Below are 16,063 nucleotides of genomic sequence, written 5' to 3'. Positions count from 1 at the left end.
TTGTAGTTTATTACATTTTTTAAAGCATTTTTATAAAAAGTATTGAAATATAAAGATAGTTTCATTGAAGGAGTAGCTTTTATAGTCGTTACAGAAGATGGTTTTTTTCTTTAGATTATTAAAATAGTTGTTTTATTTATAGAAGATTACGGAAAATTTTCCTGTCCTTTAAGCAACATCATTATTTTTATAAAGAGATATTTTTTATTTTCGAGTAAATAAGCTGAGGAAATTTTTTAAAAGGTAGATTTATTTGAACATATAGCATTTAATCGCGGTTTGTTGTCAAATTTTCATCTATTTGTTGTAGGAGAAGATTAGGGAGTATATAAAAATTTCTAATCTCAATGCTCTTATAAGCGAGGGTTAACATATCAATGTTTGTATCAACCTTCCATTAATTTTTGTGGGAGGTAAAAGGCAGTTGGACTTATCAAAAATAAAGGGTGCTTATTCATGTTCGATGCAATTCAAATTCGTGAGGCGCATTTTCCAAGTCGTGCACCTATTGATGCTTATGGAAATGGTGGGTTTCGTTTTGCTGATATGTCTCATAGAGGTTCTATTATTTGTGTCCCATCAGGTATTTATGGCATTGATATGGCAGGACCTATTCCTACTCAAGGGGATATATCTCGTGTTTTAGAAGAAGCATCTGAAATCGAAGTTTTATTAATAGGTACTGGAATTGAATTATTGCGATTACCTGAAGAGTTACGGGTTCTTTTATGGGAAAAACGTATTTCATCTGATACAATGAGTACGGGAGCGGCTGTACGTACATTTAATGTTTTATTGGCTGAAGATCGCGCTGTTGCTGCGTTATTATTTGCGGTAGAATAAAGTGTTATTTAATAATAAATTGCTCTAGTTCATTATGAAAATTTTGCATAATTATTAATTGGATGAATTTTATGATCAGTGCATTTTCTATAAAAAGATAGCATTGTCATCCATTCAATCAAGAAGTGTTTTGCGTTGTTTGTTGTTCTAAGTTTTACTGTGCATGTTACGGTTAGTTTTTAGCTGTTTTTACTACGAATGAAAGTTTTAAGTCCGATAAGACAAATTTTATCAAAAAAGTTATTTATTTAATTTTTAAAAATTTCTTTCTGAAAAGAAAAAAGTAATTGGAGCAAATAATGAAAGAATGATATCAATAAAAATGCTTTTATTATTTAGAGAAATGTAAAACAATACCATTAGCTATGAACAGATAAGTATTTATAACGATCACATTAATATTAGCAAAATGTGATATGATTTATGTAGAAAAATCTGTAAAAATTATACTTTATCCAATTTTACAGAATTATTTGATTACTATAGTAATATTATTAAGTTTCGCACTTTAAAGGCTATGATTGGTGATATACGAATAAAGAATCTAAAGAAATTATTGGCTCGCAGTTTATAATTTTTTATAAAGATTTTTTGAAAAAACAGAAATTGATGGCGAGGAAATATTTAGCCTTTATAAGGATTGTGTAGGGATTTTTGTTGACTATAATTTAACAGATAGAGGAAATGGTTTAGCAAAACTACAGTAGCTTGTTATCAGTAGAGCTAATTTGGGTGTGAAATTTTCTTTTGATGACTTTCAACTTCAGGATGGTGAATGTTCACACTATTTCAAGATATTCTTTATGACGCAAGTAATTTTTATGAATTTTGCGAAAAAATAATTAAAGTTCATGTGAAATAGTTTTTTTGTGTATTGGTTTTATTTAAAAAATTATAAACACTAAGTTACTGTTTTTCCGTTACTTAAAAAATGTGAATATTATCATTATTAGAAAAAAGTTAAAACATATTAGAGAATAATAATTGGGGGGAGTTCATGAAAAATTTTATATTATCTGATCTCGAAAAATTAATTGATAAATATAGTGATCGTATCGATTTTGGCCCTACCATTGATGATATACAGATTAAAAAGGCTGAAGAAACTATTGGTTTGCCATTTACAACCTCTTACAAAAACTGCCTGAAAAGTTTGGGAATTTCAGAAATTGGTTGTGATGAAATATTGACCGTTTATGAGGATAGTGTAGGGTCTCCTACTGATTGTGTTCCTGCTGGTGATATTGTTTATCACCACTTACTCGATATAAAAAATGGTTTAGCTAGGCCACAGCAGCTTATTGTTTGTGAAAATACTTTTTGTGAGATACTTTACTTTGATTATTCTCAATTTCAAGACGGTGAATGTCTACTTTATTTCGGGTTTCCAGCTGGTGCTTCATATTATTACGCCAGCAATTTTTATGAGTTTCTCTATAAAAGAATTAAGGTTAATTTTGAATAATTTTTTAAATTGAGGTTGAAAACAGCTGTTGAATAAAAAATGGGGGAGATTGATTGGTATGCGCTCTTTCATCATTGAATTCGTTGAGAATAGAAGTGTGTCATGATGCAAACCAAAGATGTAACAAAAATTTAAAAAAAACTTGGTTGGGTACCTTATCGCGATGATATCGGTCGTCACCATGCTTTTATTATTTATCTGATCGTTTTGTAAGCATCGACTACGAGGTAAAATATGGGTGGAGGGATAGAAAGCTTATGCTAGCAGCAAATCTCAGCACTATCCCCTATATTCTTGCTTGGGAATATATTAGGGGTAAGAGATTTTGCTTTGAAAGTATACTTTTTTCAGAAGATAGATATCTTGATGTTAAAATGAAAGACCTTTCTGAAAACCGTATTCAGGAGTCCTTAAACAAGATAATCACATGGGCAAAAACACAAAATATTGAACAAAAATTACACCAAGAAGTTTCCAATGGTAGCTCTAAAAGCTCTGCGGTTGCTCGAGTTTTGCTCGGTGATAGAGAGTCATTAAAGTCTTGTAGTCCTACATCAAATTTGAATATATTAGAATTTTCTGATTACAAAACAACAACATGGGTTGAGCGTCTTCTTCTTTTTGCACAAGCCTATAAAAAGGGCGAGTTGGATGATATTTTGGTGTGTATAACACCTCAAAAGCGGCTAACGAGCCTAACAACGGTACCAATATTTTAAAAGTTCATGGTTGGATTGCAACAGCCCCTGGGAAAATGAGGTTAGTTTTACCTGACCGTTTTGTTAAATTTCATTTTGATTTGTGGTATCTCAATGATAAATTAAATGTCTATATTAGTGCCATAACGTCTACAGAAGAGCTTTCTAGAGCCTGCTGGTATATTCATTATGGTAAAGCTTACGAACTTGTACGACCTGAGAATATTTATCCAACTTTTACCAGTCTTGGAAAAGGTCTTAATATTTATTTTGATACACCCACAAAGCGAGAACTTATCAACATTTCTGAGTGGGTAATTCAGTGGGCTCGTACTCAGGATTTTGAGGCAGAAATAAAAAAAAGAGTGCCTATTCAAACATATCTTCAAGCATCTAGTTCTTGCTCCCATATGATCTGGCATTTGGCTTGCTTAGCGTCGACGGGTAAGATTGAGGCCTTGAAATCTTATCAAAATTTTCTTGAAACAAACAAGGTTGCTCAATATGCGACAAGCTATTCTCTCTTTAGCTGTGTTAATCGCGCTGTTGAATTTGCTGAAGAACATTTTATTCCGTGTAGACCTAGTGAAAAAGCAAATTTTATAGGGCGGATGATGTTTTACTTCATGGTATCGCCTTTGCTTTATCGAGTGATAATAAAACCTTTCACCTTGATTACAAAAGCATTTTTGCACATGGTCAGTTGGATTCGGTCAAAAGCACGAGAAAGCTTTATTTCGAGAGTATTACGATTTGGGCAGATGAAAAATTCAAATGAACAAAAGGTAAAGGATATTATAGGTTCGCAAGATTGGATTGTTCTTAATACCATTGTTGAACAATTAAAAACGATGGGTTGGATAACTTACCGCGGTAAAAACTACAATTATAATGCTTACTTTATAAGCAAAGACCGGCTTATCAACATAGTATATAGTCTTGAGAGGGAAGGCAAAGAGTTGATTATCACATTCAAAGCTTCACTTTCAACGCTTAGCTTCTCTACTATTTATCGAGATATTTTTCCAACGAGATCTCAATATACGTCCATTAAAGAGGCGGAAGATATATATACAATCTCTGATATTGCTATGAAGCAAGGAAAATTGAAACAGGTTTGTGCAGACATTTTTGAGTGGACTCATCAGCAAAATGTACAAAAAATTATCTCTGATTATGCAGTTTTATCACCAAATAATGAAGCTGATCTTGCAGAGCGTCACCTTGTTGCCCTTATTCTCATGGGGGATGTTAAAACGCTCAAATTTTATAAAGAGAGTTTTAGAGTAGGAAAGCATTTAGATTTTTCTGAAGAGATTACGAAAGATCTTATGAATCGTGTCCTTATTCTTGCACGACGTTATTGATTAGGTTTCAAAGAGTCTCTTTCACCTTTGAATCTTGATGCTAAAATAATGCTTTTTACAGAAGAAGAGACTTTTTTAACCATGAAAAGTACAAGAACGCTTTTCATAAGTTTAGGTTGGTTTGTTTATGGAATTGAGGGAAAAGAGAATTTTCTAGCAATTTACCAATTGCCAGATCGCGAGGTGCAAATTTTATACAATGACGAAATTACAACAGCTTCTCCGCGATTTGATGTTGGGTTTTCGGTTACTACAGGCATTCTTTCTGCTGTTTGTAGAGCAATTGATCCCATAAATTCTCAAAGTTTACCGGATCTACAACTTTATTTTAATAAAAATGGGCTGAAAATTGTTGAAGAAAAGATTAATGCAAGTCGCCTAGAGTTAGAGCTTGATTATACTTTAGAATGGGCAATGGAAAGTATAGATCTTCTTCAGCGTATTGGTTTTAGGTATAGTATACCCCCTTGGCAAATGAGCAAAATTGATGAGTGTGACAATGCACATTATAGTTTACTTCATATTGGTACGCTTGCTTTGTTGAATAATATTGAGTCCTTACAATCTTATCACAAAAGCTTTGTGGAAAGAGAACATTTAGGTTTTGATAATAATATTCAAAAGCACCATCTTGAACGTGCAATGATTATGGCAAAAGAAATAGCAAAGGTAAAGCAACCAAGCTACGATTTGATTAAGAAGATGGAAAAGAGTTTTCTAGCTGCTTAGAGATTGCATTCTATTTTGGTTAAAAAATAACTTCTGACGCAAATAATAACAAAGAATATCTATTGACATTAAAGATGCTTTCATCGAGTGCATTTATATGCCGTAAAAGGGGGGGAGCTCCACCGTAGAGATTGGCAAGGAGTCCAATTAAAAGTATATTTCCGTTGTTCATATATGCTTTAAGATGCTTATTACCTGTTTTTTATTTTAGTGAAAATATAAGGGCGAATAATAAGCTTTCGTGAGGGTTGCTTTATTTATTAATTTTTATTCTAAAAATACCCATTATATTTTATAGCAGAAAGTCTGTTGTTAAGCGTATTGGCGTGGTGTAATTGATTCTGCAAAGAAAAAGGTAAAAACAAATCGAGTTTCTTGATTTTATTATGCTTTTGAGAATACTCTCTCTCATAGGGTGGTACTATTTTAGTGCAAAACCGACTTTTAAAAAAATAAAATATTTTGGATGTTTGGTGCGGTTAAGAAAAGTACTTAGAAAAGAATCCTTAACTTATAATACATTAAGAGACACATTTAAAAATCTTATTTCTAAGCTGTATTTTCTGACTCTCTTATTTTTTAATAGTGAATAAAAAAGAATATTAATTTAATTGCTAAAGAAGGAACGTTAATAGGTTCATAGCATGATAGGTTCTCTTCCTTATTGTCTTGATATTTTACGGACCATAGATCGTGACCGCTATATATCGGTTTTATTTGCGCCTAAAAAAAAGCGCAAAGCATTGGCTGCTCTTTACGCATTTAATGCTGAAGTTTCTCGTATTCGCGAAAATGTACATGACCCACGCATAGGAGAAATACGGTTACGTTGGTGGTATGATTCTATTGTTCATGGTGAAATGCAAACGAGTGGAAATAATCCGATTTTGACTGATCTATTGACAGCAATGACTCTTTTTAATTTACCTAAGACCGCTTTTTTACGTTATTGCGATGCACAAATTTTAGATCTTTATCACAATCCAATAGAAACGCTTCATGAGCTCGAGCATTATTATGGTGAGACAGCAAGTATCATTTTACAGCTTTCTTGTCAGATATTAGATCCTGATGTTGCACAAGATTTTACAGATATCTATGAACATGGAGGGATTGCTCAAGGATTAAGCGGTGTATTACGCCTTTTATCATTCATGCAATCACGATATCATTATTATTTACCTACTGATATGTTGAAGGCTGTAGGGGTGAAGAGGGAAGATTTAGAATCTCATCGTTTCAGTGATAAACAAAAGGGCTGCATTGTTGAATCTATGGTAGCATTATCACGCGATCATTATAGCAAATTTTACACGTATTCTCGTGTTTTACCTAGAGCTTTTAAGCCAGCATTTCTTCCATTGGTAATTATACCGGCTTCTCTTCAAAAAGCTCTTCAGCTGGGGGCGGAAATTTTTCAAGAAAATGCAACTTTGCCATTGATACATCGCTATTGGTTGATAACAAGGACAGCAATAAGTGGTAATTTTCCAAAAACATTGTAAAAGAACATTGTTACGTCGAAATTAAACCGATTTTTTCGTATTGAAGAAAGAAGGAGATATGGTGCTTTCAAATCATTTCTTTATTATCAAGAAACGGTGATGTGTTGGTGGCTATGAGTGCAAAAGAATAAGAAATTTTATAATCTTGAAAAAACAGTATATTTTCTCATCAAGTAATATATTTTATTCGTGTATTGGATAGGGGAGATGCAGAGAAGGCAAAATATGAGATAAAGTTTAATACATTCGTTCGTTTGATGAAGAACTTTTGATATTGAGTAGTCTGAATGTATTGGTCGCATCTCATTTATAAATGAAATACAATTTCTATTTTATTATTGAGAAAAGTTATCTTAACAGCCTATTAAGTCTCTAGAAAAAACTCTAATTTTTGAGAAAGTGTGAAGCTATAATTGATAATTATTGTGATATGCGAACATATTGATTGAGAACTCATTTTTTTCTCATATTGAATGAGAATCTTGAATAGAAAAGGATTTCTTCATTTTAAATTACTTTTATAATGAATTTTAAAAATATTTTATATATATCATAAGATGTATATCAATGAAAGTCATTTAAGAAGAAGCAATAGGCTCCTTATGAATGAATATTAAGAGTAGCAGTCGATGATATAATAGTAAATCTATTGAGTTCCTCCATTTTTATGCTTATGGAGAAGAAAGCCGGCACCATCATTATATTGGCTAGCTTGGGGGACTACAGCTCTTGGCTTTAAGACGGTTCATAAGAGCTACTTTCAGTCCTTTTTTAACAATTTTTATCCACACACGCATCCCGCTTTTATATGCAAGCAAGTGGTTTTAATTGATTCAATATACACAGATTTGAAATGAGAGAATCTTACAATATTCGGGACTCTCATTCAATATACAAAACAGTAAATTATCATTATAAATCAGTATATTGTCAATAAATGACAGGAGGGATATATAGCTTAATTAGCGACAACATTTACAGCCTTTGGATGGGTAATATTTCTTCATGCGTTGAAAAAACGATTCTACATTCCATTTAGCATTTTCTCGCAAATCTATACATGTACTGATTTGCGAGAAAATTTATCATTATACAAATGCTGCTTCTAAGATATAAGCAAATAAAAGATCTATCTTACCTCTTTAATGATAAACGAAGAGCGATAGACACTTTATCAAATAAGCCCTTTAAATTATGCACACTCTTTTTACTGGAGAGCGTTAAAGATCTGATTATAATTTGTGCTATTAATTTCCAAAGGATGTTCTTTATTGGCAACTTGGAGCATTTCTAGCTTAAGATCTTCTCTTATCATCATATCTATATTGGCGCGGACCTCAGTTGAAAGAGTATGAGACGTGATATCTTTAGGCATTGTTACAGTCTTTATTTGATAAATGATACGGTTTGTTGCAACCGGTCCTTTTATGACACCATAATGACCTTTGGGACCAGAAAACAAGGCTTTAACACCTTCAACACCAAGGACTTCAGATGAATCTTGACGCCGGAGGGCTGGTGTTGTTTGTTTTGTAACACCAAGGGTATGAGCAAGAGCAACAAGACTTTTTCCTTCCGTGAGCTGTTTGAGAGCATTTTTGGCTTTTTCATCAAGAAGACGTTGGATTTCCTCATTTTTCCATTGAGAAAGAACATCTAGCTTAGCTTCTTCAAGTGTCTTATCGTGGGCAGGAATAATTTTATCGACCTTATACCAGAGATACCCACCATTTTGAAAAGAGAGAGGATCAAGATCGACACCTTCGTTTGATTGATAGATGGCATTCAGTAAAATATCTTTTTGAGGTAAATCCGTGAGTATTGCACCTTCAAGCGTTTTCCCCGTTTTATCAATGGTAATTGTGCGCAAAGATAACTTGTATTGGTCAGCTAACTCTTTGAGAGAAGCACCCTCAAAACGAGCATTTTCAATGGCTAGATAATTATTACGAATATCATCCGTAGCACGATTTTGGGCAAGTATTTGGCGAATATTTTCTTCTACACTTTCAAAAGGAAGAGAGCTTGAGGGTTCAATATGTGTGATGCGAATGATAACAGGTCCCTGTAAGTCATTGATTACAGCACTGACTTGCCCTTGTTGGAGTTCAAAAATTTCGGATGCTAGATGGCTAGGAAGTTCATTTTCTGCGAGAGGCCCTTTTTGTATGTCATTAAGAGTCTTTTTTTCAGCTTTTACCAGTTCATCAAAACTCAATCCATCGGCTATTTTTTTTGCTGCATTATCGGCTTCTTCGCGTGAGGGGAATCGCAGTTCTTCGAATGTACGCTTTTCAGGGGTTACAAAACGTGAAGCATTTTGGGTATAATAAGCTTTTGCCTCATCTGTTGGGATATCTTTAGGTTTTACGAAATCATTAAGTTCCATAGATAATAAAGAGACAGTGCGGTATTCTGGAGTACGAAATTCATTTTGATGTGTTTCAAACCATTTTTGCAGTGTTTCGTCATCAGGATCAGCTGTTATTTCCTTTTCTTTTAGATCAATCATGAGATAATCTGCGATACGCATTTCTCCTTGATAAAGAGCAAGTGCTTTATAGAAGAGATCTGGTGCTTTCATATCAGAGAATAAAGCTGAAATAATTTGGTTACGCTTTTCTTTTCTGGTGTAATAATTAAGAAAAGCACTTTCACTGATACGTAAATGCTGAAGATAGTTATAAAATAAATTTTTATCAAAAGTGCCATTTATTTGGAACATATTATCAGTTCCAATCATACGCGCTATTGTATCTTTTGAAAGACTTATTTTCATTTTACGGGCTTGTTCATCAAGCAGTGTATTTTGTTGTAATTGATTAAACACAAAAGCGGGAATTTGGTATTGCTGCATTTCATTTGGCGTAAACATTCGTCCAAGATGAGCGGCATGTGCTAAACGTGCGCTTTGATCGGCAAGAGCGAGACGATAATCATCGACAGTTACTGTGGATTTTCCAGAAGTAATAAGGCCTCTTTCATTTTTGGTGTGTAACTGTGGTATCCCCCATAAAAGAATGAAGCATAAGAGTAAAATAGCAAGGAAAATTCTGGCAATCCAAGAATTTGCAGCATTTCTTACGATGTCAAGCATTGTTTAATTCCACTTTTAACATGAGTTATTATCAAAGCAGTAACGGAATTTGCAACAAAGACACGAAAGATGCAAGCTTTAAAGACTTGCTTTCACTTTATAATTTGGTACTTACAGATAAATAATATATTATAATAGCTCTTGAGGTGAAAATATGTCTCCAAATATTCGGCCTTTTCTTGCTGGAAATTGGAAAATGAATGGAACGAGTGAATCGCTTGGAGAGTTGCGTGCTATTGCTACAGGCGTTAGCTCTGATCTAGGTCATTTGTTTGAAGCTTTAATTTGTGTTCCAGCAACGCTTTTATCGCGTGCTTCTGATACGCTGGATGGTGAAAATCTCCTTTTAGGAGGACAAAATTGTCACTTTGATGACTATGGCCCTTATACTGGAGATATTTCAGCTTTTATGCTTAAAGAAGCGGGAGCAAGTCATGTTATTATCGGGCATTCAGAACGTCGTACAGTGTATCAGGAAAATGATGCTATTGTTTGCGCCAAAGTGCAAGCAGCGTGGCGAGCAGGGCTTGTGGCTCTTGTATGTATTGGTGAAACATTGGAAGAACGCAACAATAATAAAGTGCTGGATGTTCTCGCACAGCAGCTTGAGGGATCTTTACCAGATGATGCAACAGCAGAGAATATCATTATCGCTTATGAACCTGTTTGGGCGATAGGCACCGGCAATACAGCAACTGTAGAAGATATTGCAAAAGTGCATCATTTCATTCGTGATGAGATGTGCTCTCGTTTTGGGGAGGAAGGGAATAATATGCGCCTTCTTTATGGTGGATCAGTAAAACCATCCAATGCATTTGAGCTTTTAAGCATTGCTCATGTTAATGGTGCTTTGATAGGTGGAGCAAGTTTAAAAGCGATTGATTTTTTAACTATTTGCGATGTTTATCGTAAATTATAGCGGAGAAATTTGAGTTACCCCTTGGATTGTGTGTTATTTATGTGTAAATAACCATGAAAGAGTTATTTGAAGAGCAGGGTTTATGCAAACAGTACTTATTGTTATTCATTTATTGATTGTGATTACTTTGGTTGGCGTTATATTAATCCAACCTTCAGAAGGTGGTGGGCTCGGTGTGAGTAATAGCTCAGGGTTGATGAAAACTCGTGGATCTCGAAACCCTTTAACACGTTTGACTGCTATTTTAGCCTGTTGTTTTTTTGTTGTGTCTATTGGACTTACCGTGGTGAGTAATATATCAAATTCTAGTTCTGATATTTTAAAGCGTATACCGGTTAATTCCGAGCAGAATTCTACCGATAAAGGCTCAGGATCAGTCCCATCAGCAGATGGTGAGTCTTCCCCTTCTATTCTTGAGCAGCTAGGAGGTCCTTCGAATTCTCCGCAGGAACAGAAACAGTCCACAAATCCTGAAGCAGAAAGCCCAGTTCCACCGGTTCTTGAAAATACAGTTCCGGATAACACTACAAAATAGTTTTTTAAGAAAATATAGACTTTTTAAAAAAGGTGATTTTTTCACCTTTTTTATTTTAGAAGAAAAATTGTTTCTTTTTGCATTTTTTGCTGGAAAAATCATTATAAATTGCTTATCACCATAAGCCCATGGCACGTTATGTTTTTATTACTGGTGGTGTGGTTTCTTCCCTTGGAAAAGGCATCGCAGCAGCGGCGTTAGCAGCGTTATTACAGGCTCGTGGCTATCGCGTACGTCTTCGCAAACTTGATCCTTATTTAAATGTTGATCCAGGTACGATGTCACCTTATCAACATGGTGAAGTATTTGTGACCGATGATGGTGCAGAAACGGATCTTGATCTTGGTCATTATGAGCGTTTTACTGGGCGTTCTGCAAATAGCCAAGATAATATTACAACAGGGCGTATTTATCGCAATATCATTGAACGAGAGCGGCGTGGTGATTATTTGGGGGCAACAGTCCAAGTTATTCCTCATGTTACAGATGAAATTAAGAGATTCATTACGATGGGAAATGAAGAATTTGATTTTGTTTTGTGTGAGATAGGTGGAACGGTTGGTGATATTGAAGCAATGCCTTTTCTAGAAGCGATTCGTCAGCTTCGCAATGAGCTACCGAGACAAAATGTCGTTTATGTCCATCTCACATTAATGCCTTATATTCCTTCGGCAGGTGAATTAAAAACGAAACCAACACAACATTCTGTCAAAGAATTGCAAGCAGTTGGTATTTCTCCTGATATTTTGCTTGTACGTGCAGATCGATCTATTCCAGAAACAGAACGATGCAAATTATCACTTTTTTGCAATGTTCGCTCCAATGCAGTCATTCAGGCATTAGATATGCCAACAATTTATGATGTTCCTATGGCATACCATAAGGAGGGTTTGGACTCTGAAGTTCTTTGCGCTTTTGGAATCGATTCGGCTCCTTCCCCCAAGATGGATCGTTGGGAAGATATTACGCATCGCATTCACCATCCTGAAGGAGAAGTTACGATTGCTGTTGTAGGAAAATATACGGGCTTAAAGGATGCTTATAAATCCCTTATCGAAGCGATTGCGCATGGTGGTTTAGCGAATAAAGTGAAGGTTAATATTGAGTGGATTGATTCGGAACTTTTTGAAAAAGAAGATTCTGTTTCAGCTTTACAAAAAGCCCATGGAATTTTGGTTCCAGGTGCTTTTGGGGCACGAGGGTCTGAAGGGAAGATTCGAGCAATTCAATTTGCACGAGAGCGTAAAGTTCCATTTTTAGGAATTTGTTTTGGAATGCAATTAGCTTGTATAGAAGCTGCACGCAATATTGCACAGATTGAGAATGCTTCATCAAGTGAATTTTGCGAAACAGACAATCCAATTGTAGGTTTAATGACAGAATGGCTTAAAGGAGACGTTCTTGAAAAACGTACAAGAAATGGTGATCTCGGCGGTTCAATGCGCCTTGGTGCTTTTGCTGCTGAATTAAAGGAAGAGAGTCATATTGCTCAAATTTATGGGATGACCAAGATTGTCGAGCGACATCGTCATCGTTATGAGGTCAATATTGATTATAAGGATAAGTTAGAACAGTGTGGTTTGATTTTTTCTGGGATGTCTCCTGATGGTATTTTACCAGAAACGATAGAATATGTAGATCATCCATGGTTTATTGGTGTTCAATATCATCCAGAATTAAAATCTCGTCCTTTTGATCCACATCCGCTTTTTTCTTCTTTTATTGAAGCCGCTGTAGAACAAAGTCGATTAGTTTAATGCATAAATTTGGTTACTTTGCTTTTGAGGGATAAAATGACTAAACCAAATGCCCGTGTGAAAGTTGGAAATATGATTTTTTCAAATGAAATGCCTCTTTCATTAATTGCAGGGCCGTGTCAGATGGAAAGTCGAGATCATGCTTTTGAAATGGCTGGTCGTATTAAAACAATTACCGATCAGCTTGGTATCAGGTTTGTTTATAAATCAAGTTACGATAAAGCCAACAGAACCTCTTTGAGTGCGGCACGCGGCATTGGTCTTGAAAAAGCAATGGCTATTTTTTCTGATTTAAAAAAAGAGTTTGATTGTCCCATATTAACTGATGTGCATACAGAAGAGCAATGTACAATTGTTTCTTCTACAGTTGATATTTTACAAATACCGGCTTTTTTATGTCGTCAAACAGATCTTTTGGTAGCAGCCGCTAAAACAGAATGTGTTATTAACATTAAAAAAGGTCAGTTTTTAGCGCCGTGGGACATGGAGAATGTTTTAAAAAAGGTTGTTTACAGTGGTAATCCGAATGTTATGCTTTGTGAGCGAGGCACGTCATTTGGTTACAACCGACTTGTTTCTGATATGCGTTCGTTGCCTATTTTACGTTCATTGGGTGCTCCTGTTATTTTTGATGCAACACATTCTGTTCAAGAGCCGGGTGGTCATGGTTCTTCATCTGGTGGACAGCGTCAATTTGTTGAAATTTTAGCGCGTGCGGCTGTTTCTGTTGGGGTCGCAGGTATTTTTTTAGAAACGCATCAAGATCCAGATAATGCGCCTTCTGATGGACCCAATATGATTAAAATTGATGATTTACAAAGATTGCTTGAGACTTTAATGAAATTCGATTATCTGTCAAAGAAACTGAATTGAGAAGAAAAAGTATTTCATTAATAGGTTGTTAGAAATGAATCGCGACTTTTATCGGGTAAGGAAATACATATGACTATAATTGTCGATATCATTGGACGTGAAGTTCTTGATAGCCGTGGTAATCCAACGGTAGAAGTTGATGTTCATTTGGAAAATGGTGCGTTTGGTCGTGCTATGGTTCCTTCGGGAGCTTCAACGGGAGCACACGAGGCTATAGAACTTCGTGATGGTGGTTTGCGCTATCAAGGAAAAGGTGTTGAAAAAGCAGTTGCTGCAGTCAATGGCGAAATTCTTGAAGAACTTGGTGGTCGGGATGCAACAAATCAAATCGCTATTGATCAAGCCATGATTGCTTTGGATGGAACGCCAAACAAAGCCCGTCTTGGTGCCAATGCACTTCTTGGTGTTTCATTAGCTGTTGCAAAAGCAGCTGCGGCTTCATTAAATTTACCTTTGTATCGTTATATTGGGGGTACACAAGCGCATATTCTTCCAACACCTATGATGAACATTATTAATGGTGGCGTTCATGCTGATAACTTGATTGATTTTCAAGAGTTTATGATTATTCCTATAGGAGCGCCTACTGTTCGAGAAGCAATTCGTTATGGTGCTGAAATTTTTCATGCGTTGAAAAAGCGTTTAAAGGGTGCAGGTTATAATACCAATGTTGGTGATGAAGGTGGTTTTGCACCTCAATTTAAAAGCGCTGATCAAGCAATTGATTTTATTATGGAATCTATCATGATATGTGGTTATAAACCAGGTGAACAAATTGCCATTGGTTTAGACTGTGCTTCAACCGAATTTTATAAAAATGGCTCGTATTTTTATAAAGGTGAGGGAAAATGCCGTGACACCCAAGAGCAGGTAGAGTATTTAGTGCAACTTGTGAAAAGTTATCCTATTGTTACAATTGAAGATGGAATGGCAGAGGATGATTGGGAAGGTTGGAAGCTACTCACGGATACAATTGGAGAAAAATGTCAGCTTGTTGGCGATGATTTGTTTGTAACAAATTCAGCACGTTTGCGTGATGGTATTAAAATGGGGGTAGGCAATTCTATCCTCATAAAAGTGAATCAAATTGGTACATTAAGTGAGACACTTGATGCTGTAGAAGTAGCACATAAAGCAGGTTATCGTACTATTATATCTCATCGTTCAGGCGAAACAGAGGATTCTTTTATTGCAGATCTTGCGGTTGCAACGAATTGTGGACAAATTAAAACAGGTTCTCTTGCACGTTCGGATAGATTAGCAAAATACAATCAACTTATTCGTATTGAAGAAATGCTAGGAGCCCAAGCGCGTTATGCTGGTGATGTATATCGTTGATAGTTGTGAGCACAAAGTGTGATAGTATGATATTATTTAGATTATGAAATTGAGATTTCTTATCAAAGACATATACGCAGTAATTTTATAGGTATTTAAATTTATAGGGATTAAGATGAGAGGTATAATTATTACTCAAGATCAAGGAATGTATCTCGTTTCGGGTGATGACGGTAAGCGTTATCAGTTTGCGACTTGGGATTGGTTGGGAAAGAAACCACCAAGGATTGGTGATACTGTTGATTTTGTCTATGAAGGCGGTGTGGTTAGTTCTGTTTTTCCGTTGTTGAGATCAAGTACAGAGAACTCAAAGATAATGTTTGCACTTCTTTGTTGGGTTGCAGGTATCTTTGGTGTTCATCGTTTTATGGTTGGGAGAGTTCGGACGGGTACTTTAATGCTCGTTTTATCTTTATCAGTTTTTGGATTGATGATTACCGGTATTTGGGCAATAGTTGATTTTATACTCATTGTTGCTGGAAAATTTACGGATAAAGATGGGAATCAGATCACAGACTTGTAAAAATCTTATAATAAAAAGGAGGTAATTTAGCCCGCTTTTTATTTTTATCAATATATTAAGTTCATAATAGCTCTGCGTTATTGTATTACATGTCTTTAATGTAAAATATTAAAAGGCTATGCACAGTTGAACAAAAATATTGAAAAAACTGTGCTATTTTATATAGGTAAAACAAAAGCGCAAATCAATTACAGCGTACTTTAGGTTGCTTCTTATAGCAGGGAAAACTTAGTTATTTGGGGGGGCAAAACTATTCCAATTACACATTTATCATGGTTTTTATGCGTTTTATTTATACCGTGAGGTTAATCCGCATATCATCGAATTAGAAATAATCTCTTTATGAATAACACATGAGGAGAAGCTTTATAGGTGGGCAAGGATGAAAGGTAAGATTATTGGTCATGATCAAGG

The 16,063-nt window shown here is 35.2% G+C and carries 12 protein-coding genes and 1 pseudogene; 12 read left to right on the top strand and 1 reads right to left on the bottom strand.

What is annotated here, in order from left to right; translation table 11 throughout:
- Window positions 1–456: 456 nt before the first annotated feature.
- From ACFIM1_RS06900 to ACFIM1_RS06875, 6 genes and pseudogenes are all read left to right on the top strand, one after another.
- Window positions 457–843: an Mth938-like domain-containing protein gene (locus tag ACFIM1_RS06900; RefSeq protein ID WP_375607678.1), complete on the top strand. Its 387-nt coding sequence runs from the start codon at window positions 457–459 to the stop codon at window positions 841–843.
- Window positions 844–1,840: 997 nt separating this feature from the next.
- Window positions 1,841–2,308: an SMI1/KNR4 family protein gene (locus ACFIM1_RS06895; RefSeq protein WP_375609547.1), complete on the top strand. Its 468-nt coding sequence runs from the start codon at window positions 1,841–1,843 to the stop codon at window positions 2,306–2,308.
- Window positions 2,309–2,502: 194 nt separating this feature from the next.
- Window positions 2,503–3,027, top strand: a pseudogene (locus ACFIM1_RS06890) (DUF6990 domain-containing protein); the annotation flags it as partial.
- Window positions 2,973–4,373 carry a DUF6990 domain-containing protein gene (locus ACFIM1_RS06885; RefSeq protein WP_375609548.1) on the top strand — a complete coding sequence of 467 codons (1,401 nt, stop codon included), beginning with the start codon at window positions 2,973–2,975 and terminating at the stop codon, window positions 4,371–4,373. The pseudogene ACFIM1_RS06890 and the gene ACFIM1_RS06885, both read left to right, overlap by 55 nt.
- A gap of 81 nt (window positions 4,374–4,454) precedes the next feature.
- Window positions 4,455–5,102, top strand: a complete 648-nt coding sequence (locus ACFIM1_RS06880; RefSeq protein WP_375609549.1) for a DUF6990 domain-containing protein — start codon at window positions 4,455–4,457, stop codon at window positions 5,100–5,102.
- A 644-nt stretch (window positions 5,103–5,746) separates the two neighbouring features.
- Window positions 5,747–6,607: a phytoene/squalene synthase family protein gene (locus ACFIM1_RS06875; RefSeq protein WP_375609550.1), complete on the top strand. Its 861-nt coding sequence runs from the start codon at window positions 5,747–5,749 to the stop codon at window positions 6,605–6,607.
- Window positions 6,608–7,814: 1,207 nt separating this feature from the next.
- On the opposite strand, the gene ACFIM1_RS06870 is transcribed toward ACFIM1_RS06875, so the two are convergent.
- The gene (locus ACFIM1_RS06870) at window positions 7,815–9,704 is read right to left on the bottom strand and encodes a peptidyl-prolyl cis-trans isomerase (protein WP_375609551.1); all 1,890 of its coding nucleotides are present in this window, start codon (window positions 9,702–9,704) and stop codon (window positions 7,815–7,817) included.
- A 154-nt stretch (window positions 9,705–9,858) separates the two neighbouring features.
- Here ACFIM1_RS06870 and tpiA point away from each other — a divergent pair, with 154 nt between their 5' ends.
- The 6 genes from tpiA (at window position 9,859) to ACFIM1_RS06840 (ending at window position 15,649) form a co-directional block, all read left to right on the top strand.
- Window positions 9,859–10,623: a triose-phosphate isomerase gene (gene tpiA, locus ACFIM1_RS06865; protein WP_375606259.1), complete on the top strand. Its 765-nt coding sequence runs from the start codon at window positions 9,859–9,861 to the stop codon at window positions 10,621–10,623.
- Window positions 10,624–10,705: 82 nt separating this feature from the next.
- Window positions 10,706–11,158, top strand: coding sequence for a preprotein translocase subunit SecG (secG, locus tag ACFIM1_RS06860; protein ID WP_375609552.1), 453 nt, complete (start codon window positions 10,706–10,708; stop codon window positions 11,156–11,158).
- 128 nt (window positions 11,159–11,286) lie between these two features.
- The gene (locus tag ACFIM1_RS06855; protein WP_375606257.1) at window positions 11,287–12,915 is read left to right on the top strand and encodes a CTP synthase; all 1,629 of its coding nucleotides are present in this window, start codon (window positions 11,287–11,289) and stop codon (window positions 12,913–12,915) included.
- Between the two features lie 36 nt (window positions 12,916–12,951).
- Window positions 12,952–13,788, top strand: a complete 837-nt coding sequence (gene kdsA / locus ACFIM1_RS06850) for a 3-deoxy-8-phosphooctulonate synthase (RefSeq protein WP_375609553.1) — start codon at window positions 12,952–12,954, stop codon at window positions 13,786–13,788.
- Between the two features lie 69 nt (window positions 13,789–13,857).
- Complete coding sequence (eno, locus tag ACFIM1_RS06845; protein ID WP_375609554.1) at window positions 13,858–15,126, top strand: phosphopyruvate hydratase; 1,269 nt, start codon at window positions 13,858–13,860, stop codon at window positions 15,124–15,126.
- 115 nt (window positions 15,127–15,241) lie between these two features.
- Window positions 15,242–15,649 (top strand): NINE protein, encoded by a 408-nt coding sequence (locus ACFIM1_RS06840; protein ID WP_375607667.1) that lies wholly within the window; start codon window positions 15,242–15,244, stop codon window positions 15,647–15,649.
- Window positions 15,650–16,063 lie beyond the last annotated feature (414 nt).

Source organism: Bartonella sp. AC158YNML (assembly GCF_042196725.1).
Classification (GTDB): domain Bacteria; phylum Pseudomonadota; class Alphaproteobacteria; order Rhizobiales; family Rhizobiaceae; genus Bartonella.
The sequence above is the reverse complement of the archived record's forward strand: the minus strand, read 5'-3'. Positions and strand labels throughout refer to the sequence as shown.